Source organism: Endozoicomonas sp., from assembly GCF_051008435.1.
Lineage (GTDB): Bacteria > Pseudomonadota > Gammaproteobacteria > Pseudomonadales > Endozoicomonadaceae > Endozoicomonas_A.
The window spans coordinates 1-24,328 of record NZ_JBPCXO010000356.1; the positions used below are offsets into that span (position 1 = coordinate 1).

The following is a 24,328-nucleotide window of genomic DNA, read 5'->3' on the forward strand; positions in this document are numbered from 1 at the left end:
TGGAAGGCTTGCTTAAAAACCTTTTGAACCGTTGTGTTCATAGAGTGCTCGTTAATGGGTTCGAACTCTCAAAGATAGAACATAATGCCTGCCTTTACTTCCCCCAGCGTAGCTGGGCGCGTCCAACAGCTATTAAAACTCAAGCGAGTGATATTGGATATTACACTCACACGCGGCATATCCCCCCAAATCAGGGGTAATTAACTCACTTGAGATATATCCCAACTTTTCAGTGTGCCGAAAAGTCATTAATTATCAATAGGCTATAAACTATTTTGCCTGCTGCCCTGAATAGGCCGCGTGTGAGTTATTTGCATTTTTGGCATCTTTTTCAATTATACTGTATAAAATAACAGTTGTTGAGTTTGTCATGCCTAGCCCTTTTATGACTGAAGTACGCAACATCCTGGGAGTGAAGCGCTATAGCTATAACACTGAACAGTCGTATTGTTATTGGATCAAGTACTTCATTCGCTATCATCACATGAAGCACCCACAGAATTTAGGGCCTGATCATGTCACGTAGTTTTGAGTTATGTTGAGGGAAGATCAAATCGTGTGCATTCATTACGTGGCCTTAACCTTATTCTGAATATATAAGGCCATAGACGTGTTAATAAGAAAACAAAAAATAGCTACAGGCTACTGATTATAAGGGCTCTCATGATCTTGCTCTGATCGGAGTGGCATGAGAGTGAAAAATCTTGTCGGTTGAGTAGGCAGACACGCTACCGCCCAAGGAGTATGAACTGTCGTAACAGTTGCAGAGCCTTTGTCCCTGGGCTCAATAGCTTCCTGCTTGTTGTTGCTTTATTTTATATGAGCGACATTGTGCCAGTATTTTTCAGGGAAGGGTAGTGGGAACTACTTATGTGTTGCGAGGTTGTAGTGAGCATTTATGAACAGTAGAGAGCCTGAATATTTCAGACCCCAAGCGCTAAAGTGAGTGTCTGTCTGCCGGTTCTTTCTTATTGGTTAAGTGCAGGTGGGTTCTACCAATAATGTTCTTGCTTGATAAGAAATCTTCAACATCTTTCAGGGCTGATTTTGCATACCCTTTATCTTCGATAAGCCTTATAGATTTCGAAGTCGTGTATAAAGGCATAATCTTCATAGATCTTGATGAGAATGTGCCCAATAGTTACCTGGTCGGTTGTCTCTTTGATTTCAAAACAATGATTGTTTTCTGAATCAACGCCTTCCGGGAACATGTTCTTATAGGCTTTTTCAGCTCGTTTGAGAGCATCGGACTCATCCCATTGCCCTGATTTTATATGAAGCTCAGCAAAGAAAGGGATAGCTGTTTCAAGATGAGGAGAGCAGGGCTTGAGATTATCAGGCCCTGCTGGGGTTGTTAACGGCTTGCGGTCTGTTTTTTCTCCAGTTGAATCAAATCAACCAGTACCATACTGGCTTCCTTCACAAAGGCGTCCGCCTCTTTCTTTTTCTTCTTGGCTTCGGCTGAGGCTTCTTCCTGCTCGGCTTCTTCCAGCTCATCCAGGTTATTTAACAGGGGCTCACCTTTGGCTTTTCTAAGCCGGTTTTCAATGGCCAGCCTCTGGCTGCGCATGGTCTGGATCTCATGCTTGCGCTTTTCTTCATTCAGGGAAACTTTTTCCTGATTTTCGTAGCGGGCCAGGTAGTCCTTCATTTCATTCAGATAAACGAAATCCGGGTCATCATCGGTCCGTTTTCGATGCTGTTCATCCAGAAGTTTCAGGTAAGGTTTCATATCTGAATACTTTCTGTAAGGGATCGGCTTGATAGTATCCCAGGGCAGGGCATCCGGCAGTTTATTCTCGCCAATGTCGCGGCCATCGTACAGAGATGGGAACGCAATATCAGGCAGCACGCCCTGATTCTGGGTGCTCTGGCCAGATATCCGATAGAACTTCGCCAGGGTCAGTTTCAGCTGACCATGGTTAAGCGGTTGAATGCTTTGAACCGTGCCTTTTCCGTAGGTCTGGCCACCAATCACCAATGCCCGGCCGTAGTCCTGCATAGCGCCAGCAAAGATTTCTGAAGCAGAGGCGCTGAGTCGGTCAACGACGACGGCCATGGGGCCACCGTAAACCTGTGTGGGGTCTGGGTCTTGCTGGCGCTCGGTGCGGCCTCGACTGTCACGAACCAGAACGGTTGGGCCCTGGTCAATAAACAATCCGGTCAACTCATTGGCTTCCTGTAAAGATCCGCCACCGTTGCCTCGCAGGTCGATCACCAGGCCGTCCAGGTTTTCTTTCTTGAGTTTTTCAAGCAGTTTTCGGACGTCGCGAGTGGTGCTCTTATAGTTGGGATCACCCGACTGAGCAGCCTTGAAGTCAATGTAAAAAGTGGGGATTTCTATCACGCCTACGCGTTTACTCTTGCCATCCTGCTTGAATTCCAGAATGCGGCTGCTGGCGTCCTGTTCTTCCAGCTTGACCTTGTCACGGACAATTTCATAAATACGGGTACTGCTGCTTTTGCTGGAACCGGGAATAATTTCCAGTCTTACCAGTGTTTTCTTTTTACCACGGATCAGTTTAACCACGTCATCCAGGCGCATACCCACAACGTCTTCCAGTGCTCCCTTGCGGCCCTGTCCGACACTGATGATCTTGTCACCGGGCTTAAGCTGACCGGCGGTTTCTGCCGGGCCACCTGCAACCACACTCACTACTTTGGTGTACTCGTCTTCCGAAGACAAAACAGCACCAATACCTTCCAGCGAAAGGCTCATATTGATGTCAAAGTTCTCGGCGGTCTGGGGCGAGAAGTACTGGGTGTGAGGGTCGAATATGCCGGTGAAGGAATTAATGTAAGTCTGGAAAGCATCTTCACTTTTGCTCTGATGCAAACGGCGCAGCAGGTTTGTGTTGCGTCGACTAAGCTGGTCAGCAATTTCTTCATCGGTTTTGTTGTTCAGCTTCAGAGTCAGCACGCTGTCCTTGAACTGTTTCCGCCAAAGTTCTCGCTGGGTCTTTTTATTGGCCAGCCAGGGCTGTTCTTTTCGATCCACAATCAGATCTTCGTTCTTTTTCAGATCCAGCTTGTTCACGCCCTGCTTGATTAATGCCAGCATGTAGCGGGCTCGCTCTTCAGCTCTGATCCGGTAACGATTGAATATTTCAAAAGCTGGCTTCAGGTCGCCACTTTTAAGGGAGCCGTCGAGCTTTTTCTTATAAGGAGCAAACTGATCAATATCGCTTTGCAGGAAGAAGCTTCGGTTAGGGTCCAGACGGTCAAGGTAGCGTTGGAATACCTTTTCACCACTTTCCTGGTCCAGAGCAATCTTGCGGTAATGATTGCGTGACAATAGCTGAACTACGTTCACACTGGCAATGGCTTGTTGCAGGCTGGGTTTGAGCTCTTCGACCGGGCGATCAAGATTCTGATCAGCGGCAAAAACCGAACTGGCGGTTATACAGAGCGCGGTGAACAGGGCAAAAAAAACCGATGGTGTTTTCCTGGCGTTTCGCAGGGTCGGTATCATGGATTGTGAAGCTCCGTGTCGTTTTTCGATATCGGGTGTGCCGCCTCGGCTCATGCAGGAATACGTCCTGTTACGGAGTGTTTAAGACGACGTTCATCGACTATAGGTCACTCCATCCCACTGTTCCTGAAACACTTGTACCAAACTGTCCAGAAGGTGTCATCAGACTCTTTCTGTCCCGGAAATCATCCAATGCCTGTCAAAGCCCTGATTCCGGGTGATACTGCGTTTGGCGCATGTGGCACTGCTGGCTACCAGACAGTCTGTCCATGAACCCGTCCCAAAGCTGTGGTTGACTTCTATTTTTAAGTTACCAGTGCTTTGGGGGCTTTCTCAATCAGTTTTCTTCACTGATTGTGATTATTCTCTGGGACATAATACAGTCTATACCTGAATGCAGCCAGTTAGGGACCTGTGCCATGGAGGCTATTGGGCAGGAAAGACCCGGTCAGACAGGGTCTGAAATCAGAGGTATTTCCATGATACCTGTATCGGCTTGATTACAGAGGTTTGAGGCAAAGATGCAAGACAACAAAGGCTTTCAGGGACTTGTTGCTATTGACAAGGTGCTGCAATGGCAGACTTTTCCGGATGAGACCCTGGGTAAAGATCAGGTAAAAGTTCGTGTGGTGGCAGCGGGCCTCAATCGAGCGGACCTTTCACAGCAGGCCGGAACCTACAATCCTCCGGAGGGTGTAACGCCTGTATTAGGCTTGGAATGCGCCGGAATTATTGAGTCGGTGGGCGAAAATGTCAGCCAGTGGCTGACTGGTCAGCCAGTGTGTGCTCTGTTACCCGGAGGAGGGCTGGCGACAGAGGTCGTTTGTGACCAGCGTCTGCTATTACCGGTGCCAGAGTCACTGAGCTTGTTGCAGGCCGGGGGCATTGTCGAAGTGTACACTACGGCCTGGCTCAATCTGTTTCACCGGGGCCAGGTCAAAGCCGGAGACAAGGTTCTGCTGATGGCCGGGGCCAGCGGGGTAGGTACGGCCGTTATTCAGTTATGTGCTCATTTTGGTATTGATGTCACAGTGGTGGTCGGCAGTGATGAAAAGCTGGCCTTTTGCCGGGAGCTGGGAGCAAACAATGGCATTAATCGACACCAGCAGGATGAAAGCGCGCTTAAGGCATTGGGCCCTTTTGATATGGTGCTGGATTGTTGTGCCGGAGAGTGGCTGGAAAAGTATATGCCGTTAATGCAGGTCGGCGGAAGAATCGTCACCATTGGTTTAATGGCAGGGCGAAAGGGGCAGCTGGATATGGGGCTTCTATTAATGAAACGTATTCAGGTCATGGGATCAACACTGCGTTTTTTGCCAATAACCGAAAAAGAGAGGTTGTTATCCGAATTAAGAGAAAAGGTCTGGCCTTTATTTAGGCTGGGTAAATTAAAACCCATTGTTGATACGGTTTTACCCGTTGAGCACTATCAAAAAGCGTATGACTTAATGGCGTCTAATAAAACAACAGGCAAGGTTATTCTTTCCTTGCCTGTTTAATTAACTTTAAGCGGTAGTAAAAAAGTCATAGGACCCTCTGATCATTCTGCTGTGGGCATTTAATGTGCATCGCAGAATGGATCAGTTATACCCAAGCTCAAAGCTCTCGCAGCCTTCAGGCTTGGGGGCGGGTAGCTGACTGTTGTTTTTCATCAGTGGCTTCAGGCCTTTGGGATAGGCTGTAGCATGATAGGCGCGACCCTGTGGGCGAATAGCAGTCTTCCTGCTTTTAAATGGCGCAAAGTAATGGTGTTTCATAGTCTTTCCTGACCGGGCTGGCTTTTGCATGAATACAACTTAAGAGTAACAGCAACTCTGCCATTGGGTTAGTCTGAAATTGTACTTAAGTGAGAGTTTCAATTGCAGTTTGCAACGCAATGTTAATAAAACGTTGCAAACTGTTGGGAAAGTTGAGGTCTGGTTAATTAAATGGCGTTTTTAATACGGCCAGTCTTTTAATTCATAAAATCTTTTAAGAATTTGACTCAATTCACAGGCATCTTTAACACCACAGGTTTCCCGGATGGAATGCATGCCGAAGGTGGGTAAGCCAATATCCAGCGTTTTGATTCCCAGTTCACCGGCGGTAATGGGGCCAATGGTGCTGCCACAGCCCATATCCGTTCTGACAGTGAAGTGCTGGCATTCAACTTTTTCCTGCTGACATAACCAACGAAACAGTGACCCTGTCTCATCGTTGGTGGCGTATCGCTGGTTGGCATTGACCTTTATAACGGTACCATGGTTCAAAATCGGACCATGATTGCCGTCATGCTTGTCCGCATAATTGGGATGAATACCATGAGCGTTGTCGGTTGAAATCATGACCGTCTGGGTCATGGCTCGACGGAAATGATCCGGCGTTTCGCAGATTCTTTCCAGAATCGATTGCAGCATTGGCCCCTGGGCACCTATGGCAGACTGGCTGCCTACTTCTTCGTGATCGTTACAAACCAATACTGTTGATGCTGTTGACTGGTCGGCAGACTGAATAAGAGACTCCAGTCCAACAAAACAGCTGAGCAGGTTATCAAGCCGGGCGCTGGTAATGAACTCATCGTTCAGACCAATAATGGCGGCACCCTGGGTGTCATAGAAGCTCAGGTCAAACTCCAGAACCTCTTCTACCTCTTTATGGCCCTCTTCAACGAGACGATCTTTCAAAAGCGATCGGACATCGGCTTTTTCATCCTTGCCCAGCTGGGAAAGAATGGGGGGAATATGATTTTGAGGGTTTACCGTCCGGTTTTTGTTGGCTTCACGATCCAGATGAATCGCCAGGCTGGGTATGACGGCAATGGCTTTTTGATAATCGATCAGGCCCCAAGCCAGTTGGCCCGAGGTTGTGAGATAATGCACCCGCCCGGCCAGAGATAGATCCCGGTCAAACCAGGGATTGAGAAGAGCCCCGCCATAGACTTCAACACCCAGTTGCAGATACTGGTGCCGGATCAGTTCAGGCTTGGGTTTCAGCTTCAGGCAGGGGGAGTCGGTGTGGGCTCCGGTCATTCGAAAGCCCTTATCCAGCTGACCTCGGGTAAAGGCAACGATGGAGGAGTCGTTTCGGGTGACGTAATAACGGCCACCTTCGTCTAAGGACCAGGTTTGCGCTTCGTCCAGCTTTTGAAAGCCATGCTCTTCAAGCCGGCTGACCATGTTTTTCACGGCATGGAAGGGCGTCGGGGAAGCATCCAGAAACTGGGTAAGTGTCTGGTTAAATGTGTTTTGTTTTTTTGACGTCATTAGGAGTGGCAATCTTGCAACGAATGAAAATATTATTGTTGTCCGCCTATGATGCCATGAGTCACGCTTATTGGCGAAAAGGTTTAGTGACCGCTTTCCCTGAATACGACTGGACGGTGCTGACTTTGCCTCCTCGCTATTTTAACTGGCGACTCAGGGGCAACAGTTTGAGCTGGGCTCTGGGTGAGCGTGAGGTGCTTGAGGCAGGCTATGATCTTCTGGTTTGCACGTCCATGACCGATCTGTCGGCATTAAAAGGCATGGTACAGGCCTTGTCGTCTATTCCCACGATCTGTTACTTCCATGAGAATCAGTTTGCCTACCCTCAGGCGGATACTCAGCATAAAAGTGTCGAGCCGAAAATATTAAACCTCTACACGGCTCTGGCCGCTGATCATGTACTGTTTAACACCGCTTATAATCGGGAGACATTTCTTGGAGGCGCGAGCCAGTTGCTTAAAAAACTGCCGGACCATGTTCCTTCCGGTGTTGTTGAGCAGCTAAGAAAGTGCTCTTCGGTCTTGCCTGTACCGCTTCCAGACTCTGTCTTTGAGCAGCATTCTGTTCCTGACACGCTTCAGCCTCTTCAAATTCTCTGGAATCATCGCTGGGAATACGACAAAGCTCCGGAGCGGTTTTTTATGGCGCTGGATCATCTGAAAGAGCAAGGGGTTGCTTTCCAGGTTCATGTGGTCGGACAGAGTTTCAGAAAAGTGCCGGACGTGTTTGCCCGAGCCAAAGAACAGCTGTCTGATGAACTGGGTTGTTGGGGGTATGTAGAGCGCGTTGAGGACTATCGAAAGCTTTTGCAGTCTGCAGACGTGGTGGTCTCCACGGCGATTCATGACTTTCAGGGAATCGCCGTACTGGAAGCTGTTGCTGCGGGTTGCTATCCATTAGTCCCTGACCGGCTAGCCTACCCGGAACTTTTCCCGCTGAAGCATCGTTATCGCTCTTATGAGCAGGATCCGGAGCAGGAAGCCAGAGTTCTGGCCCGGGCGTTATCAGAACTGGCGACAACCAAAGCGTCTGGTAAGGCTTTGAAAGCGCCTGATGTACAGGGTCTGAGCTGGCATGCTCTCAAACCCTGTTATCAGGAGTGGCTGGAACAGGTGTAAGCGGGCTCTTAGTGAGCTTCTTTCAGTTGTTGTTCCAGTTGCTGGCTGACATGTTCGGGAGAAGTCGTTTTTCTTGCCAGCAGGGCGTACATGGCCGGTACCACAAATATTGTCAGCAGGCTGGAGATGAATACGCCACAGAATACCACTACACCAATGGTGAAGCGTGATTCTGCTCCAGCCCCGGTCGACAGTAGCAGAGGAATGGCACCGGCTACGGTTGTCAAAGCGGTCATCAGAATCGGGCGTAACCGCAAGCGGGCAGCCTCGATAACAGCCTTTTCAAAAGCCAGTCCCTGGTCACGTAACTGGTTGGCAAACTCAACGATCAAAATACCGTTTTTGGTGGCCAGACCAATCAACATGATTAAGGCCAGCTGGCTGTATATGTTCAGAGTTTCTCCTGCCAGCAACAATCCGGCCAGTGCGCCTGCCAGTCCTAATGGCACCGTCAGCATGACCACCAGTGGGTGCACAAAGCTTTCGAACTGTGCTGCCAGCACCAGGTAAACAATCAGCATGGCCAGACCAAAGATCATCAGGATGGAACTTTGATTGGATCGATAGTCGAGTGACTCTCCTTTGTAGTCGACGGTGGCTTCCTGGGGCAGGTTATCAACCACTAACTGATCAAGGTAATCCAGAGCTTCGCCAATGGAGTAACCTTCCTGAAGACTGGCGGACAGGGTAATAGCCCGATTTCTGTTGTAATGACGCAATTGAGCAGCCTTACCGACTTCTTCAACGGTCACCAGGTTGTCCAGCCTGATCAGCGCACCGGTGGTGTGAGACCGAACATACATGGAGGCCAGGTCTTCCACAGCATGGAAAGCCTTGTCGGGGGCTTTCAGATAAACATCATACTCTTCACCTCTTTCCATAAAGGTGGTTGCGGTGACGCCACCGAGCATGATCTCCAGCGTGGAACCAATCTCTTCAGCGGAGACTCCCAGTTGCTGGGCGCGTTCCTTATTGATACTGATTTCCAGTTGAGGCTGGTTCTGATTAAAGTCCAGATCCAGGTCAGTTAATCCAGGGTTTTCCCTGGCTTTTTCCATCAATAAATCCGACCACTCAACCAGATCATCAAACGAGGCGCCACCCACTACGAACTGAATCGGTGCCTGGGAGCGGCCACCAATGGATGAGCGCATGACCGGAAAGGCGGATACATTGGGGATGTCAGAGGTGAGTTGTCGTATTTTTCCGGCTAGCTGAAACACGGTCATATCGCGATCGGCCCAGTCATCCATGCCGATAATCAGCATTCCTGTGTTATTACCGCGTCCTCCCCAGCCTGGTGTTTGCATAAACATAAACTGCAGAGGGCCATTCTTTAACTCAGGCAGCAGGCGGGATTCGATATCCAGCATACTGGATTCCATGCTTTGATAGCTGGCCCCTTCGGGCCCTTTGACCATGACAAATACCACGCCACGGTCTTCCGGTGGGGTGAATGTTTGAGGGAGTAATGGGTAAAGCAATACAGAAAGAGCCACCGATGCTGAGAGAATACCGGCTCCCAGCCATTTGTGACGCAGGAAAACTTTCAGGCTGCGCTCATAAGCCTGTTCCATTCGGCCAAGGCCGCGCTCGGTCAGTTGGTTCAATCTGGAGGGTTTGACATTGAGCTTCAGAATTCTGGAACCGAGCATGGGCGACAATGTCAGAGCGATAACACTGGAGAAAACGACGGCTCCGGCCAGAGTCAGGGCGTATTCAGAAAACAGTCTGCCAATGGTGCCAGACATGAAGACGATAGGGACAAAGGTCATGACCAGCACCACGGTGGTGGCAATGACTGCGAATCCCACTTCCCGGGCACCTTTCCAGGCTGCTGCCAGTGGCGGTGACCCTTGCTCCAGATGACGGTGTATGTTTTCCAGCACCACAATGGCGTCATCAACCACCAGACCAATGGCCAGAATCAGGGCTAACAGTGTGAGCAGGTTAATGGAGTAGCCCAGTGCATAAATCACAATAAAGGCACTGATCAGGGAGACCGGAACCGTGATAGCCGGAATCAGCGTGGCTCGAACGTTTCCCAGGAATATATAAAGGACAAGAACGACCAGGCCCACCGTGATGAACAGGGTCTGATAAACCTCGTTAATAGCACTTTCAATAAAGACAGAGGCGTCATAAGTGGTGCTTAGTTCAGTACCTTCCGGCAGGAAAGGGCGAAAGGCTTCAAGTTCTGCTTTGACATTTTTTACCACGTTCAGTGGGTTAGCACTCGAAAGAGGCACAATGCCCAGGGTAACAACGTTCTGACCGTTGGCCTTGGCAAGACTTTCAGTGTCTTTGGCGTCGGTTCTGATACTGGCGACATCGGACAGGTATACGGTAGAGCTACCCTCCTGTCGGACGACCAAACGTCGAAAGTCATCAACGGTGTTGTAATCCCGGATCACACGAACCTGCAAACTGCGCTGGTCACTGTTGAGCTCACCCGCAGGGAGTTCCACATTGTCCCGTTCAAGAGCCAGCTGGATATCCGATGCCGTAATCTGTCGGGCAGCCATGGCAACAGGGTCGAGCTCTACCCGCATGACATATTCGCGGATACCAAAGATTTCGGCAGAACTGACGCCGTCGACAAGATCCAGGCGATCCTGCACAGTCCGCTGGGCATAGTCTGTCAGTTCAATGGGAGACATTTTGTCACTCTTCAGAGTGATCATCAGAATAGTTTCACCACTACCGTCGTCTTTCCAGACCACTGGCGACTCAGCTTCGTCCGGCATTCTCCAGGTAATCCGGGACAAGGCTTCCCGAACATCATTGGCGGCACTGTCCATATCCCTGTCAGAGGTGAATTCAATATTAATTCTGGAGTTGCCATGAGAGCTGCTGCTTTCGATGGCTTTTATCCCTTCGATACCACCCAGCTGATCTTCAATGACATTGGTAATCTTGGATTCAACGACTTCGGCTGAAGCACCGTCGTACGTTGTGGTGACACTGATTTTTGGTGAGGTGGTGTCAGGCAACTCCCGGATGGGGAGCATCAGGAATGTGACGATACCAAATGTCACCAGTAACAGGCTGACCACGGTTGCAAAAACAGGCCTTTTAACCGACAGGTCGGAAAGCATCATGAGCGGGACTCCGATGCGGTCTCTTTATCGGTGTTGGCAACACGCTTTTCTTCAGACTTTTCTTCATAAAATGACACGGGGCGGCCATTGGAAACTTTAATGATGCCTTCATCAACAATTTGTTCACCCACTTCCAGGCCGGAAAGAATGGCAATTTGATTCCCCAGTGTCTTACCTGTTTCTACCGAACGCTTGTGGGCTATTCCCTGGTCATCAATGACATAGACAAAACGTTGATTACCACTGAACAGAATACTTCGGGCTGGAACGACCAGAGCGGTTTTAGTGGGGCTGGCTACATCAATTCGCATTAACATGCCCGGACGAAGTTTGCGGTCACTGTTCTTGAGAGTGGCGCGCACCTTGAAGGTCAGATTAATCGGATCAATTCGAGGGTTGATGGTTTCAATAACGCCGCTGAATTGCGCAGCAGGCCAGGCTTCAGTGGACGCTGTGATGGAGGAGCCTGGCTGGATTTTGCTCAGGGTACTTTCAGGGAGTTCAAACGTCAGCTTCATGCTGCTCAGGTCATCCAGAGTGGTAATGACTGTGGCTGCATTGATCAGAGTCCCCAGGCTGACTTCGTGAAAGCCGAGTGTGCCGTTGAAGGGGGCTTCAATGGAGTAATGATCAAGAATGGCTTCTTCCGCACTTAACTGAGCTGTCAGACGATCCACTTCAGCCTGCATGGCTTCCAGTTCATCCTGGGAAACGGCCTTGCGTTTGAACAGTGTCTGCATATAGTCCAACTGTCGCTTTTTATCTTTCAGGACAATTCTGGCTTCGGCGACTTTTGCTGATTGCTCGCGATCATCCATTTTGATCAGAGTACTGCCTTGTTTGACATTGCCTCCTTCGGTCAGGGTCAGGCTGACAATCCGGCCGTCGATCTGGGGAGTAATATCAACAGATTGATTGGCTGTCAGTGAGCCAATAGCCACAAGAGGTCTTTCAATGCTCTGTTCCTGAACAGTGGCTGATGTCACTCTGGGGGCTGGTTTGCCAGAGGCCAGGGTAAAAGGGGATAGACAGAGCAGCAGTAGAGCTGCCAGATATGAAAATGAATGCGTACTACTTCTGATCATCAGCTGTGTGTCGAGTGCTTCAGGTTATGGTTATTGTGAAAATACGGCCATGGTGAAGACGCTATTCATTCATCTTTTGTATCAGGCGGCATTTTCGGAATGTGGCTCATGAATCAACTCGTGTGTGATGAGTAAAGCCACGGGTGCAAAAAGGCAGACTCATTCTCATAGAAATGAGAAGTATTATCAGCAAGTTTTACAGACCCTTTCATTCATGGCGCAGAATCGGCACAGAATTTATCTGCGCCTGCACTGGAGCCTGTCGGACTTATGCTTTCGAGCATGAATTTCAGTAGAGCGAGCCAACTTATTCGTGGGATTTGTGCGAATAGTCGAACTATTTAAACAAATTCCACGGATAAGATGGCCGCTCTTTCTGGAGTTCAGGCCGAAATTGTCTTAAGTCCGGCAGGCTCCTGGTGGGAACTATACAGAGGATGGGTAGCCAGCAATATCAGGAGTTTTCCGGTAACTGGACATTCACTTCGAGGGTTGAACAGTCACCTTCATTATCCAGTCGGACAGAAATGGTGTTGTCAGCCACCTGAATATATTTCTCGATGACTTTAAGGATGTCCTGTTTCATTGCCGGCAGAAAGTCATGTCCTGAACGATTCAGCCGCTCATGGGCTACCAGAATCTGCAGGCGCTCCTTGGCGACCGATGCGCTGCATTCTGACTTGTTTGATTTAAAAAATTGCAGGAGACTCATGCACGACTCCCGAAGACTTTCTGAAAGAACCCTTTTTTAGGGGCATCAATAAAACGATGAGGAAGTTCAGCGCCCAGAAAACGTGCGACCATGTCATTGTAGGCCTGGCCTGCATCAGTAGTCTGCTGATGAATAACCGGGACACCGTGGTTAGATGCTTTTAGAACGTCTTTGGATTCTGGAACTACCGCCAACAGGGGGATGGCCAGAATTTCCTGGACGTCTTCAACGTTGAGCATATCACCCATTTCAACCCGTGTTGGATTGTAGCGGGTCAGCAGCAGGTGCTCCTTGACGGGGTCAAGCTTTTGCTCGGCACGTCTGGATTTACTTTGCAGAATGCCCAGAATTCGATCTGAATCTCTGACCGAAGAAACTTCTGGGTTCGTAGTGATGATGGCTTCGTCTGCAAAGTACAGAGCCATCAGCGCGCCGTGTTCAATACCGGCAGGGGAGTCGCAGATAATGTATTCAAAATCTTTTGCCAGCTCGTCAAAAACTGCTTCGATCCCCTCTCGGGTCAAAGCATCTTTGTCCCGGGTTTGTGAAGCCGGTAACACACTTAAATTTTGAGTGTGTTTGTCCTTGATCAGAGCTTGATGAAGAGCGGCTTCGCCATTGATGACATTAACCAGATCGTAGACGACTCTGCGCTCACAACCCATGATCAGGTCAAGATTGCGCAACCCTACATCAAAATCGATCACCACGGTCCTGTGTCCCTTCATGGCCAGACCCGTGGCAAATGAAGCGCTGGTTGTGGTTTTGCCAACACCGCCTTTTCCTGACGTTACAACTATTATGCGTGCCAAGTTCAAATCCTGTGAATAGTTAGAGCCTGCCCAAAACAGACAGCCTCACAGTGGTGATCGTAGCTTCCAGTATTTATTAAAGCCTGCTGATGTGCAAGTGATCGGCTGCAAGCTTTATTAAAACAGACTTACCCCAGTGGCGGCTCCATGAAGATTGTTCCGTCTTGCAGGTCAGTTTGTACTGACCGCTGATTGAAATCAGCTCGGCCTCGAAACGATGACAGAATATTCTTGCCTCAGGATTACCATTAACCCCGGCCAGAGCTCTGCCTCTTAAAGGACCGTAGACGTGTATGTGCCCGCCAGCCAGTAATTCTGCACCTGGACTGACCTGTGAGAGAACAATCAAATCACCTGGTGCATATATTTGCTGGCCTGAGCGGACCGGTTGTTCAATAATTTTTGTTTCCTGAACGGAGGTTTCTGAGAGCGGGTTGGAATGGGCTTCATCTTTTTGAGGAGATGGCGTTGGTTCATGACTTTCAACCGGTATGGGTTGCCCGCTCTGTTTCATCATGACAACATTTTTTTCAGGTCGCGTCTTTTGAGACGGTAGCCATGCAATCCCGGAACGCTCAGCTGAGTGCCTGAACTGTTCGCTGCCTCTGACCGCCACCAGAATCATACCGGATTCTCTCAGTCGCCCGCTGATCGCTCTTAAATCAGGAGCCTCAACAGTGACCGGCAGTTTCTCCAGAGCCAGCACTACGGGGGTCTGTTGAAAAAAGTGCGGAGCTTTTTCCGACATGGCTTTTAACTGCTGGCTGAGACTGTTCAGGCAGCTGTTATGCAATTCCAGTGTAGTCAGTGTATAAATACCGCCCTTTAGCTGGAAGGCGGCTGTCGACTGTTTTGATGTCAGTGTTGAGTTCATGGCATTAACGGCAGTGTGTCAGTGAATCCCTGTGCAGCTGACGGGCCAATTGATCGTTCAGAAACTTCTGGTGCCTTATCGAGAATTCATTCAGTAGAACAAGACTTTCCATTCGGACTTTAGCCGGGCTGTCTATTCTCGATGAGGCTCCTAGCCTATCACTCCGCTCGAACGTTCAGATTATGATCATATGCTTGAAATCTCAAGTGTCTTTAAGAGTCACTCAGATTATGAGAGACATGACCTGAGCCTGAGCACCTGAGATAATAGGGCTCAGGGTCGACAGGGCTGATTGTTATTTAATGTTATTTAATGCTTATTAATATGAAGTTGAGAGGCAGTACGCACTATCTTAAACGTGTTGGCTGCTTCTGCGGGTTTATTGAGACAGGGTTTCTGGTGAATAGATGAAGTCGGACGAATTAAACAATACTACAGAAGCGGATCGTTTTCTGTGGTCCTACCTGAAACCAAAGTTCTGGCCGGTTTGGCTGGGGTTGGGCTTCACCGCCCTGGTGGCACTGTTGCCATTTTCTGTAATGGTGCGTTTGGGTCGGCTGATAGGTCGGCTCTTACTGCGTATTGGTGGCAGCAGGGTGCGTATTACCCAGGTGAATCTGGAAAAGTGTTTTCCCGAAATGAGTGAGACTGAGCGGGCAACCCTGTTACAGAAAAACTTTGAGTCAGTGGGTGTCGGCCTGATGGAGGTGTTGATGGCCTGGTGGTGGCCAAGGGAGCGCCTGGAACGACTGGTGACGTATAAAGGGCTTGAGCATCTGGATTCTGAAACAAAACAGGGAAACCTTCTGCTGATCCTGCACTTTACCACCATAGAAATTTCGGGAGCCCTGATCACACTCAGACACAGTGTCGATGCGACGTATCGTGAGCACAAGAACCCTGTTTTTGAATACATGCAGAGACGTCAGCGTCTGCGTTATGACCGTGGCAGTCGGCTGCTGGGCCGTCGAGATGTGCGGGGTATGCTGCGATCACTGAGACAGGGTAAAACCGTCTGGTACTCACCTGATCAGGATTATGGCCCCAAGCAGAGTGTTTTTGCGCCATTCTTTGGTGTTCAGACAGCATCGGTAACAGGCACGTCAAGAATGACCAAAATGGGTAAGGCCAGAGTCGTACCCATGGTTGTGACGCGCAAGCCCGGTTCAGAAGGGTATGTGCTTGAAGTATTTGAAGCCTGGAAGGATTTTCCTCAGGGAGATGACCTTCAGGACGCTACCCGGGTGAATCAATTTGTAGAAGAACAGGTTCTGAAAAATCCTGATCAGTACATGTGGTTGCACCGTCGCTTTAAAACACGGCCAGAGGGTGAGCCGGGGTTTTATCAGAAATAATCGATATGTAGTTTCAGACTGAACAAAGAGCTGCTTCATACGGCTCTTTTTTTGATGACTTGGAGTTTGATAGTGAATAGATTGATTGGTTTATAATCCAGAAAGAGCGGCTCATTTTACCAATGGATTTGATTGAATAAGCACACTGTTCGCACAAAACCATCAAACCAAATGACCTCGTTTTACTGACTCTTCTTTGAAGAGTAATCTCGTTCACTATTCTCGGTCAGGCTTCTAGAGATTTTAAGGTTGCACTAAAGGTACTTCCAGGTAGACATTGAACTCTTTGACAAAGTCTATGGCTATGCAGGCATGGACCTTACCCTGTTTATCGCTGAATTCGGCGAAGTTTGCGATTGGGTAGAGAGGTTGATGCCAGATATTCGGGAATATCTGGATGCCAAAACTGCCGTCGCAGTAAAACGCAACAAAATCAGATGGGCTGATGTCGTCACCGGGCAGAGCTAGCAGCGCGACAAAGGGTTCGCCATTTTTTGGGTAGAACATCTGACCCCCGTCAGGGTGGTAGTTGGCTTCTCTGACGTATATGCGGGAATAATCGGCGTTGTGGGTGTTGCTGGCACTGGCTGATGCCGGGTCAGCAAACCAGCCAGTCGCATACTGGCCATCGACAGCATGGTTGCGTGCCAGCATTAGCTCGCCTGCGCGCTCAAATTCGAAATCCCCTTCGGTGGTTCCACCTTCATTACCGGTGCCGGGTTCTACTGCGCGCCAGCCCTGGGCCGGCCAGGTTTCAATAATGATCTCTTCACTGTCGTAGTCATGAACAATGCTGCCGTATTCTGAAAAATTGGCTTCATTAGCCCTGATGATGGGGACTTTGTGAGTGCCGGTTTCTTTCAAAGAGATGATCTCTTCAAAATCTATGCAGGGTTGGTGTTTCTCGACTTCTGACTGAGACATGGCTGTTTCCGTTCAAGGTGGCAGTTTAGCTTTGCCCACTCTATGGCAGGAATGCTTCATCGAGGTGTCTGATTTATGGCATATTGATGACGGCATCAGCCAGTGAATCGATCAGGGAGTGGTTCTGTGCAGTCTGTGAGAATAAGAAAAGGGTTATCGACTGATCTGCAGAAGGTCAGTGAAATACATATAAGGGCCTGGAAGTCTGCATACAAAGGTATACTGCCGGACGAAATGCTGGATCAACTGAACCTGGGTCGTCGTATACAAGGCTGGCAGATGATTCTTGAAAAAGAGCAGGGACAGCTTTTTGTTCTGGAAGTTGGTGAGGAACTGGTGGGTTTTACTCATATCGAAGCTGCCAGGGACAAGGATCTGGATGTCAAAAATGTGGGCGAGATGACGTCTATTTATCTTGAGCCGGAAAGTGTGGGGCGGGGGTTTGGCAAAGCTCTGCTTGAATACTCGCTGGACAAGCTTAGGCAGAGTCATTTTACACAGATGTCACTTTGGGTATTGAAAGACAATAAGCTGGCTATAGACTTTTATGAGAGAAACGGTTTTGTTTTTGATGGTACTCAGTTCGTAGATCCGGATAGAGGGTTTGTTTCGCATCGATACATAAGGCATTTATGATGTTGCGTTTTTTTGGGGTGTTTTTTTTGATTAGGTATGTCAACAGCCCGTTACCTCGTTGAGTCTGAGGTCGACGGCCAGTTGATAAAAGCGGTTCAGCTATCTTTTGCCAAGTTCTGGGAGTAAAAAAAGAAATGCGGCTGAATAGCCGCATTTCCTGGAGTGAATAAGATTGTTAAGGCTATCAACCAGCAATCATTAGTCTGACACCATCCAATCTCAACATAGCATTCTGCAGACACTGATGACCGAGAGCGGCACGCAGTTTGAGATGTTCTATCTCTTCGTCGCGCACGTTTGGATTCACTGCCTTCAGGGCTGCCAGTCGTTTGATCTCTTCGGTGACACTGCTGAGCAGGGTTTTGCAGGCTTCGGTCACAATGGGGTTAACCTGTTCCTTGGCGGCTTGCTCGGCTTTACCCAGCATGCTCAGGATCGGTTCCCGTTGAGCTTTCACCAGCTTTTTCGCCATGCCCTTTTTGATGGGCTGCAGCTGTGCATTCAGAGTATCGAAAGCCACTTTTTCCGAGAGATTGTTCATGCCCGGGTCAATCAGGCAGCGAATGGGGGTCGCTGGCAGGTATCGATCCAGTTGAAGTTTTTTCTCGCCGGTGGCTTCTACTACATAAATCGCTTCCAGTAGCATGGTACCTGGTTTCAAAGCCTTGTTTTTCAACAGGGCGACCGAGGTGTTACCCATATCGCTGGTGAGCAGCATTTCCATACTATCCCGGACCATGGGGTGTTCCCAGGTCAGGAAATGCATATCTTCCCGTGACAGGGCCATATCCCGGTCAAAAGTGACGGTAATGCCATCAGCGGGGAGACCCGGAAAGGAGGTCACCATGTGACTGCCAGGCCTTACAACCAGGCAGTGCTTGGAATGATCTTCTGATTCAACACCGAATCCTTCGAACAGTTTCTCCATATAGCGTTTCAGCTGTCTGGGTTCTTCCTGCTCTTCGATGTCATTGATCAGGTCTTCACTGGACAGGGTGCCACGGGAATTGATTTCCAGCAGTCGATCCCGGCCATTATGAAGGCGCTCATTCATTTTCGCATTGAGCTCGGCGGTTTCATCGATCAGAGGTTGAATATCAGCCAGTGTCGTTTTCTTTTCCGGAGCCAATGCTGCTGTGAAAGCTTCGCCCAGTTTTTCAAAGACCATGCTGCCGGAAGGGCAGGTATCGGCAAAAGCATTGAGACCCTGATCGTACCACTGGAACATTAATTCCTGACCGGTCCCTTCAATATACGGCACATGTATTTTGATGGTTTCGGTCTGTCCAATACGATCCAGACGACCAATCCGTTGCTCCAGCAAGTCGGGATGAGCAGGCAGGTCAAAGAGCACCAGATGGTGGGCAAACTGGAAATTACGACCTTCGCTGCCGATTTCGGAGCAGGCCAGAACCTGAGCGCCATACTCTTCGTCAGCAAACCAGGCAGCGGCACGATCCCTTTCCACAATGCTCATGTTCTCGTGGAACACGGCAGTGGGAATGCCGGACAGAATCCTCAGGGCGTCTTCAAGATCCAGTGCTGTATTGGCATTGGCGCAGATAACCAGCACTTTCTGCTTTTTAAGCAGTTTCAGCAGGTTGATCAGCCAGTCGATGCGAGGATCGACTTTCCACCAGGGATCCATATCATCGACACGGATGTGCGACTGATAGGCCAGCTCAGGGTAAAGCGTACCACGGAGTTCTGTTTCTTCTTCCTGAGCAATTTGATAAAGCTCAGGCAGTTTCTGGGCATAACCCTGAACAACCCGACCCGGGAAGCCGCCTACGGCAGCACGAGTATTTCTGAACAGTACCCGGCCAGTGCCATGGCGGTCCAGCAGGCTGCGCAGAAGTTGCTCGCGAGCTGCTTCTTTCTGTTCATCGGAACCACTATTGATCTGATCGATCAAAGGTTGGCAGTCCTGACCCAGGAAACCGATCAGATGCTGACAGGCCGCTTCTGGCAAGTGATCATTTTCCAGCAGCTCCTGCACCGATTCGGCAACCGGCTCGTAGCTTTTTTCCTCTTCCTGATAAGTGACCAGATCATGGAAGCGATCGGGATCCAACAGTCGGAGTCGGGCAAAATGACTTTCGGGGCCCATCTGTTCAGGCGTTGCGGTTAGCAGCAGCAGACCGGGAATTTGTGCAGACAGTGTTTCCACTACCTGATATTCACAACTGGGGTCTTCTTCTGACCAGACCAGATGATGCGCCTCATCAACGATCAACAGATCCCAGTCGACCTCAAGGGCCTGCTGGAAGCGGTCTTCATACTGGCTCAGAAAATCCAGGCTACAAAGAATCAGTTGTTCGGTGTTGAACGGGTTTTCATCGTCAATAGCACGGCAGCGTTCCTCATCGAACAAGCTGAAGTGCAGGTTGAAGCGACGCAGCATCTCGACCAGCCACTGATGCTGAAGCGTTTCCGGTACCAGAATCAATACCCGGCTGGCACGCTCACTGATCAGCTGCTGATGAAGAATCAGGCCGGCTTCAATGGTTTTACCCATACCGACTTCGTCTACCAGCATGACTCTTGGAGCATGACGCCCTGAAACTTCACGAGCTATGTGCAGCTGGTGAGGAATCAGACTCGTACGGGCTCCAACCAGTCCTCGCATAGGAGAGCTGCGCAGACGACAGTTGTTCAACAGAGTCTTGTAGCGCAGGGAGAAATTACTGTTCTGATCAATCTGACCAGCCAGCATTCTGTCCTGTGGTTTATTGAAGTGAATAAAGTTGCCCAGCTCCGATTCGGATAGCTCTTCAGGCTTTCCATCGGCCAGCACGCCTTTATAGAACAGCAGACCATTTTCTTCGATGACTTCCGTCACCGTCATGGTCCAGCCTTCGTGACTTTCTACCTTGTCACCAGGGTTGAATTGTACCCGTGAAAGCGGGCAATTATTAATGGAGTACAGCCGGGTTTCACCGGTGGCGGGGAACAAGAGGGTGACCATGCGACTATCAAAAGTCAAAACGGTCCCTAATCCTTGTTCAGTTTCGGTGTCACTGATCCAGCGCTGTCCAGGAACGAAGCTCGTCATGTCGTGACTACATACCTTGCCAGACAAAAAGGCCGCTATATTAGCGGAATTGGATGGTTTAGCAACCAGTACAAGTGCTACTTGGCGGGCCGCTTCAGTATAGTTTCGGTCTGATAGCGTGAAAAATGACCGGCAGTACCACTGTTTTAGGTAAAAACCCGGTATTCTAAATCAAAGACAGAAGGCAGGGTTTTTATTCATACAGGGCTATATATAGCTGAATCTACGGTACATCAGGGGGTATTTGATTGCTACAGGCAGCCCTTACTGAGAGGAAAAGTGGAAGGTTTGCAGGTGGCAGAGCGGATTAGGGCGTTCCGCTCTGGCGTATCGGAAATTGCGTAGTCCCGATCAGGCGGCTGCTTCATCCTGGGGGTCGCTTGATGATTCGGAGGCTTTGCCAATCTCCAGAATCAGGTCAGGCTTGCCTTTAAACGCTTTGGCGAAGGCTTCCTTGTTTTTGGCGAACATAAGGCCAATCTCTTCAGCCAGGTCGTCATTGATGTCGAAACGATCTTCCAGCAGACTGGTGATGTTTGCCGCCAACTCCAGCATCCGATCGTATTCTTCAGCAGCTTTTTTGTCTGTAAACATGCTTCCGTCCCGGTCAACTCGCCACATGGGGGTAATAGACATGGCCCTCTCCTGTCAGGCTTGGTTTTAGTTACTGTATATAAATACAGTATTCTTGTCCAGTAGAGAATGTCCAGTAGAGAATGTCCAGTGGCATCCCTGGGGCAATCCGGGAGTTTGTCGATTTCAGGTTGAAATTGACTGCATGGTGACCACCCCAGGGAAAGCAATCAAAGCTCTTCGTGCCCGCCGTCTGCAGCTTCTTTATGTACTCCCTGATAGTTGCCTTTCCAGATCGGGACAATGGAAAAATCATCGTAGTAATTTTTAGTCAGAGTTCTGTATTCCGGCATTGGGATTCGCAGTAAAAGGCGTGCTTTGTCATCCCTGTAACCTTCATCTGATGGCTCAAACGAGCGCACAGACGTGTAGATTTCGTAGCCGGATGGGTAGTTGAACAGTGAACCGTCCGGGTATTGAATGGGAGGAAGTGTTGTACGGCCTCTGGCCCGTCCTGCCTCAAAATGAATATTTCGGCCCAGGTAGTCGAGTCCGAGAAGATCATTGCAGACATAAGATTTGGCTTTATGGCTGCCTTTTTCATAACGAACCAGTTGTTCGTAAGGAATGCTGCCTGAGTACAGGAAGGATTTTTTACCATTCTTCAGGGTTGGAATGGCCTGATCATGGGTTTCTGAGTGGAAAAAGAAGGGTTCAGAGGGGTTATGACTGAAATGGTGAATACTGGTGACCGTTTCGTCCGAGTCAACATAATCACTGCCTTCTGCCGTAGGCTCGTTTAAGGACAGGCAATGACTGTGATGGGTTCTGCAATCAATACGGTCTGCGTGATCATCCTGACGTTGTTTCAGGTCGTTCTGATAGGTTAACAGGCTGTTAGACGTCACACCGCTGATATCGCCCTCTATGGGTCTGTGGCCAGAAAGCGTTGCTCTGGGGAAGGCACCCGACCAGTCAGCTATCCAGTTAAACACCTGGAACCTGAAGTCGTACAATTTACAGAGCCTGTGGTAACAGTCGTCTTCTTTGGCATCATCGTAATTGACTGACAAAGTGTTGATGATGTCCATTGCAGGATCCAGTGGTGTGATGGCTGCATTGTCTGCAAACAGTCCGGTCTTTTCATCCAGAGGCATTCTCAGAATGATGGCAGGCTTCACGGTGCCACGAATGAATGGTTTAAAGCGGTCGTGTTGAGTGAAGATCAGATAGGGCTGCTTTTTTCGATTGATATGCACGCTGAACCCTGTCTGACGATTGATCTCGTTGGCGACCGGGTCGTATCGCTTTTGTTTGTAGAGGGTTTTGTTGAGCTCTCCGCTATCAGGAACCCCCATACGCAGGCTAACGGCGTCAAAGTCGTCGAGTTCTGCTGAACGTTGCTCGCATACTCCCTTATACACCAGCTTGTTGCCATTCTCGATTTGCACGGAATAGGCTCTGTTGGCCCGAGCCATGTAGAGATTGCCCGGATACTGAACCGCCCAGGCAACAAAAGCAGGGCTTCTCTCCTGGCTGGCATCCGGGTCCACAGTATTCAGGTCCAGAGTGTCCAGGAGCTCACCTTCTTCAATCAGAGCCAGCAGGTTGTTGTCGCAGTATATAACGTCCTGGGGAGCCCCTTTGTTCTCAGGGTGGTTGATGGTCACGCCATTGCCAAACTGGTCGTCACTCTTGCCTCCGTGCTGGACCCAGTCCCAGGCATTCCAGGCTCCCTGATTCAGCATATGGCAACCAGAAACATACACCTGATTTGAGCGCCAGTAGTCGTTGAACTGACTCTGCATAGGATTGAAGGGGGCGGGCAGGAATCCTTCTTTTTTAAGTGGTACGCCAGTTTCAGCCGAAAGAGATGCGCTTTTGATATCAACATAGCTGCCCATCCAGTGAGATGGGATTATGGAATAAGCCCTTAGTTCATATCTGGCAGGCAGTTCATTCAGTGGCTCTGGGAGAGCAGCCACTGAAAGGGAACTGAACAGCGACAGCAGTACTAGCCAGGGTCGGGTAACCATGTTGCGAATCCCTATGATGTCTTATTTATTCAACCGAAGAGACATATATAGTTCATATTTGTACTTTTGCAGTTGCAGTACAGCTTGAAGAGAGGGAGTCGCAGGGGGGAGAAATAAGCTGAAGGGTTAGAATGCACAGACAAGAACTCCGACCTTAAGTCGGAGTTCTTCATAGATCACTGATGTCGGTTCTTTTTGAAAGAGCCCGGCTTTTTGTGAGGAGAGGGACGCTTCTTGCTGGCGGCTGGCTTGTTGCCACGAGCCCCTGTGATTTTCAGGCCTGTTTTGGTATGTCTGGGGCTGGCTCTGCGAGTGGGTGCGTTGGGTGCAGGCGTCAGTTGAACAGCGTCAGCCAGTGCGTCAATCTCGCCCTTATCCACTTCTTCCCATTGGCCCATACGAAGATGGTCGGGAATGATGACATTGGCAAAGCGTACCCGCTTCAGTCGGCTGACTTTCAATTCCTGGGATTCCCAGAGTCGGCGCACTTCACGGTTGCGACCTTCAAGCAGGCAGACATGGAACCAGCGGTTGATACCGCTACCGCCTGAATCAACAATGTCCGTGAAGCGGGCAGGGCCGTCTTCCAGTTCTACACCCTCAAACAGGTTTTTGACATTCTTTTCGGTGACATTACCCATGATACGCACAGCGTATTCACGCTCTACCTGGTAAGAGGGGTGCATCAGACGGCTGGCCAGTTCACCGTCAGTGGTGAACAGTATCAGTCCCGAGGTGTTAATATCCAGACGGCCAATGGCAATCCAGCGTTCACCCTGAAGTTTTGGCAGGCGGTCAAAAACCGTTGGGCGACCTTCCGGATCATGGCGGCTACAGATTTCGCCCTCGGGCTTGTTGTAGGCGATAACCCGGCGGATTTTGGACGCATAGGTTTCCAGTTTAACCGGGCGCCCATCGACAGCAATCTTGTCTTCAGCCGATGCACGGTCACCGAGGCTGGCCTTTTCACCATTGACGGTGATACGACCTTCGCTGATCCAGCGTTCCATCTCACGGCGCGAGCCCAGGCCAGCGCCCGCCAGGATTTTTTGCAGCTTCTCACCCTGGGGAGGAGTGGTTTCAGTTGTCATGGTATTTACGGCGATGCCGCTCTGTTACTCAATCAAAGGGGCCAGATTATAGCGACTAAACAGTGCTTGCGACAGCGTGGATTACCCTTGAATCTCAAACCATCGGATTCTTTGTCTAGGAGCCTGTCGGACTTAAGACTACTTCGGCCTAAATTCCAGAAAGAACGGCCCAATTATTCGATGAATTCGATTAAATAGGTCAACTATTCTCACGAATCCATCGAAGCTGTCTAGAACGCTCA

Annotated in this window: 20 protein-coding genes; 6 read left to right on the forward strand and 14 right to left on the reverse strand. The window is 49.6% G+C overall.

The features are described 5' to 3' along the window. A partial coding sequence (locus tag ACR2PX_RS17885) for a hypothetical protein (RefSeq protein ID WP_434000721.1) occupies positions 1-200 on the forward strand: 200 nt, incomplete at its 5' end. 185 nt (positions 201-385) lie between these two features. Continuing rightward, entirely contained in the window at positions 386-526 is a 141-nt protein-coding gene (locus ACR2PX_RS17890) for a phage integrase N-terminal SAM-like domain-containing protein (RefSeq protein WP_434000739.1), read from the forward strand. Positions 527-1,058: 532 nt separating this feature from the next. Here the strand turns inward: ACR2PX_RS17890 and ACR2PX_RS17895 are convergent. Next, positions 1,059-1,211: a hypothetical protein gene (locus ACR2PX_RS17895; RefSeq protein ID WP_434000722.1), complete on the reverse strand. Its 153-nt coding sequence runs from the start codon at positions 1,209-1,211 to the stop codon at positions 1,059-1,061. Between the two features lie 143 nt (positions 1,212-1,354). Then, entirely contained in the window at positions 1,355-3,526 is a 2,172-nt protein-coding gene (locus ACR2PX_RS17900; RefSeq protein ID WP_434000723.1) for a carboxy terminal-processing peptidase, read from the reverse strand. Between the two features lie 467 nt (positions 3,527-3,993). Here ACR2PX_RS17900 and ACR2PX_RS17905 point away from each other — a divergent pair, with 467 nt between their 5' ends. Further along, entirely contained in the window at positions 3,994-4,971 is a 978-nt protein-coding gene (locus ACR2PX_RS17905) for an NAD(P)H-quinone oxidoreductase (protein WP_434000724.1), read from the forward strand. An 81-nt stretch (positions 4,972-5,052) separates the two neighbouring features. Here the strand turns inward: ACR2PX_RS17905 and ACR2PX_RS17910 are convergent, their stop codons facing one another. Both ACR2PX_RS17910 and ACR2PX_RS17915 read right to left on the reverse strand, forming a co-directional pair. Continuing rightward, complete coding sequence (locus tag ACR2PX_RS17910; protein ID WP_434000725.1) at positions 5,053-5,229, reverse strand: hypothetical protein; 177 nt, start codon at positions 5,227-5,229, stop codon at positions 5,053-5,055. Between the two features lie 180 nt (positions 5,230-5,409). Beyond that, a complete protein-coding gene (locus ACR2PX_RS17915) occupies positions 5,410-6,714 on the reverse strand; it encodes a M18 family aminopeptidase (RefSeq protein ID WP_434000726.1) in 1,305 nt (434 codons plus the stop codon). Positions 6,715-6,737: 23 nt separating this feature from the next. On the opposite strand from ACR2PX_RS17915, the gene ACR2PX_RS17920 reads away from it, so the two are divergent. Continuing rightward, positions 6,738-7,832, forward strand: coding sequence for a tRNA-queuosine alpha-mannosyltransferase domain-containing protein (locus ACR2PX_RS17920; protein ID WP_434000740.1), 1,095 nt, complete (start codon positions 6,738-6,740; stop codon positions 7,830-7,832). 8 nt (positions 7,833-7,840) lie between these two features. Here the strand turns inward: ACR2PX_RS17920 and ACR2PX_RS17925 are convergent, their stop codons facing one another. The 5 genes from ACR2PX_RS17925 to minC form a co-directional block, all read right to left on the reverse strand. Then, entirely contained in the window at positions 7,841-10,933 is a 3,093-nt protein-coding gene (locus ACR2PX_RS17925; RefSeq protein ID WP_434000727.1) for an efflux RND transporter permease subunit, read from the reverse strand. Beyond that, positions 10,930-12,018, reverse strand: coding sequence for an efflux RND transporter periplasmic adaptor subunit (locus tag ACR2PX_RS17930; RefSeq protein WP_434000728.1), 1,089 nt, complete (start codon positions 12,016-12,018; stop codon positions 10,930-10,932). Before ACR2PX_RS17930 ends, ACR2PX_RS17925 begins: the two co-directional genes overlap by 4 nt. A gap of 454 nt (positions 12,019-12,472) precedes the next feature. Continuing rightward, complete coding sequence (minE, locus tag ACR2PX_RS17935; protein ID WP_434000729.1) at positions 12,473-12,730, reverse strand: cell division topological specificity factor MinE; 258 nt, start codon at positions 12,728-12,730, stop codon at positions 12,473-12,475. After that, entirely contained in the window at positions 12,727-13,542 is an 816-nt protein-coding gene (gene minD / locus ACR2PX_RS17940; protein ID WP_434000730.1) for a septum site-determining protein MinD, read from the reverse strand. The genes minE and minD overlap by 4 nt, the downstream gene beginning before the upstream one ends. A 76-nt stretch (positions 13,543-13,618) precedes the next feature. Continuing rightward, a complete protein-coding gene (minC, locus tag ACR2PX_RS17945; RefSeq protein ID WP_434000731.1) occupies positions 13,619-14,416 on the reverse strand; it encodes a septum site-determining protein MinC in 798 nt (265 codons plus the stop codon). A 407-nt stretch (positions 14,417-14,823) separates the two neighbouring features. On the opposite strand from minC, the gene lpxL reads away from it, so the two are divergent. Then, positions 14,824-15,771: an LpxL/LpxP family Kdo(2)-lipid IV(A) lauroyl/palmitoleoyl acyltransferase gene (gene lpxL / locus ACR2PX_RS17950; protein ID WP_434000732.1), complete on the forward strand. Its 948-nt coding sequence runs from the start codon at positions 14,824-14,826 to the stop codon at positions 15,769-15,771. Positions 15,772-16,014: 243 nt separating this feature from the next. Here lpxL and ACR2PX_RS17955 read toward each other — a convergent pair whose 3' ends face one another. Then, complete coding sequence (locus ACR2PX_RS17955) at positions 16,015-16,695, reverse strand: ureidoglycolate lyase (protein WP_434000733.1); 681 nt, start codon at positions 16,693-16,695, stop codon at positions 16,015-16,017. A gap of 126 nt (positions 16,696-16,821) precedes the next feature. On the opposite strand from ACR2PX_RS17955, the gene ACR2PX_RS17960 reads away from it, so the two are divergent. Beyond that, positions 16,822-17,331, forward strand: coding sequence for an N-acetyltransferase family protein (locus ACR2PX_RS17960; RefSeq protein ID WP_434000734.1), 510 nt, complete (start codon positions 16,822-16,824; stop codon positions 17,329-17,331). 184 nt (positions 17,332-17,515) lie between these two features. Here the strand turns inward: ACR2PX_RS17960 and rapA are convergent, their stop codons facing one another. The 4 genes from rapA to rluB all read right to left on the reverse strand — a co-directional run bounded on the left by rapA (position 17,516) and on the right by rluB (position 24,086). Then, on the reverse strand, positions 17,516-20,386 hold the full coding sequence (gene rapA / locus ACR2PX_RS17965) for an RNA polymerase-associated protein RapA (protein ID WP_434000735.1): 2,871 nt from the start codon (positions 20,384-20,386) through the stop codon (positions 17,516-17,518). Positions 20,387-20,737: 351 nt separating this feature from the next. Next, on the reverse strand, positions 20,738-21,022 hold the full coding sequence (locus ACR2PX_RS17970; RefSeq protein ID WP_434000736.1) for a YebG family protein: 285 nt from the start codon (positions 21,020-21,022) through the stop codon (positions 20,738-20,740). Between the two features lie 167 nt (positions 21,023-21,189). Beyond that, the gene (locus ACR2PX_RS17975; RefSeq protein WP_434000737.1) at positions 21,190-22,995 is read right to left on the reverse strand and encodes a hypothetical protein; all 1,806 of its coding nucleotides are present in this window, start codon (positions 22,993-22,995) and stop codon (positions 21,190-21,192) included. Positions 22,996-23,171: 176 nt separating this feature from the next. Beyond that, complete coding sequence (rluB, locus tag ACR2PX_RS17980; RefSeq protein ID WP_434000738.1) at positions 23,172-24,086, reverse strand: 23S rRNA pseudouridine(2605) synthase RluB; 915 nt, start codon at positions 24,084-24,086, stop codon at positions 23,172-23,174. Positions 24,087-24,328 lie beyond the last annotated feature (242 nt).

What these genes read in the sequence shown, in the direction of transcription:
- ACR2PX_RS17890 (WP_434000739.1), top strand. Translation starts at nt 386, where the DNA reads ATGACTGAAGTACGCAACATCCTGGGAGTGAAGCGCTATAGCTATAAC.
- ACR2PX_RS17895 (WP_434000722.1), bottom strand. Translation starts at nt 1,211, where the DNA reads ATGTTCCCGGAAGGCGTTGATTCAGAAAACAATCATTGTTTTGAAATC.
- ACR2PX_RS17900 (WP_434000723.1), bottom strand. Translation starts at nt 3,526, where the DNA reads ATGAGCCGAGGCGGCACACCCGATATCGAAAAACGACACGGAGCTTCA.
- ACR2PX_RS17905 (WP_434000724.1), top strand. Translation starts at nt 3,994, where the DNA reads ATGCAAGACAACAAAGGCTTTCAGGGACTTGTTGCTATTGACAAGGTG.
- ACR2PX_RS17910 (WP_434000725.1), bottom strand. Translation starts at nt 5,229, where the DNA reads ATGAAACACCATTACTTTGCGCCATTTAAAAGCAGGAAGACTGCTATT.
- ACR2PX_RS17915 (WP_434000726.1), bottom strand. Translation starts at nt 6,714, where the DNA reads ATGACGTCAAAAAAACAAAACACATTTAACCAGACACTTACCCAGTTT.
- ACR2PX_RS17920 (WP_434000740.1), top strand. Translation starts at nt 6,738, where the DNA reads ATGAAAATATTATTGTTGTCCGCCTATGATGCCATGAGTCACGCTTAT.
- ACR2PX_RS17925 (WP_434000727.1), bottom strand. Translation starts at nt 10,933, where the DNA reads ATGATGCTTTCCGACCTGTCGGTTAAAAGGCCTGTTTTTGCAACCGTG.
- ACR2PX_RS17930 (WP_434000728.1), bottom strand. Translation starts at nt 12,018, where the DNA reads ATGATCAGAAGTAGTACGCATTCATTTTCATATCTGGCAGCTCTACTG.
- minE (WP_434000729.1), bottom strand. Translation starts at nt 12,730, where the DNA reads ATGAGTCTCCTGCAATTTTTTAAATCAAACAAGTCAGAATGCAGCGCA.
- minC (WP_434000731.1), bottom strand. Translation starts at nt 14,416, where the DNA reads ATGAACTCAACACTGACATCAAAACAGTCGACAGCCGCCTTCCAGCTA.
- lpxL (WP_434000732.1), top strand. Translation starts at nt 14,824, where the DNA reads ATGAAGTCGGACGAATTAAACAATACTACAGAAGCGGATCGTTTTCTG.
- ACR2PX_RS17955 (WP_434000733.1), bottom strand. Translation starts at nt 16,695, where the DNA reads ATGTCTCAGTCAGAAGTCGAGAAACACCAACCCTGCATAGATTTTGAA.
- rapA (WP_434000735.1), bottom strand. Translation starts at nt 20,386, where the DNA reads ATGACGAGCTTCGTTCCTGGACAGCGCTGGATCAGTGACACCGAAACT.
- ACR2PX_RS17970 (WP_434000736.1), bottom strand. Translation starts at nt 21,022, where the DNA reads ATGTCTATTACCCCCATGTGGCGAGTTGACCGGGACGGAAGCATGTTT.
- ACR2PX_RS17975 (WP_434000737.1), bottom strand. Translation starts at nt 22,995, where the DNA reads ATGGTTACCCGACCCTGGCTAGTACTGCTGTCGCTGTTCAGTTCCCTT.
- rluB (WP_434000738.1), bottom strand. Translation starts at nt 24,086, where the DNA reads ATGACAACTGAAACCACTCCTCCCCAGGGTGAGAAGCTGCAAAAAATC.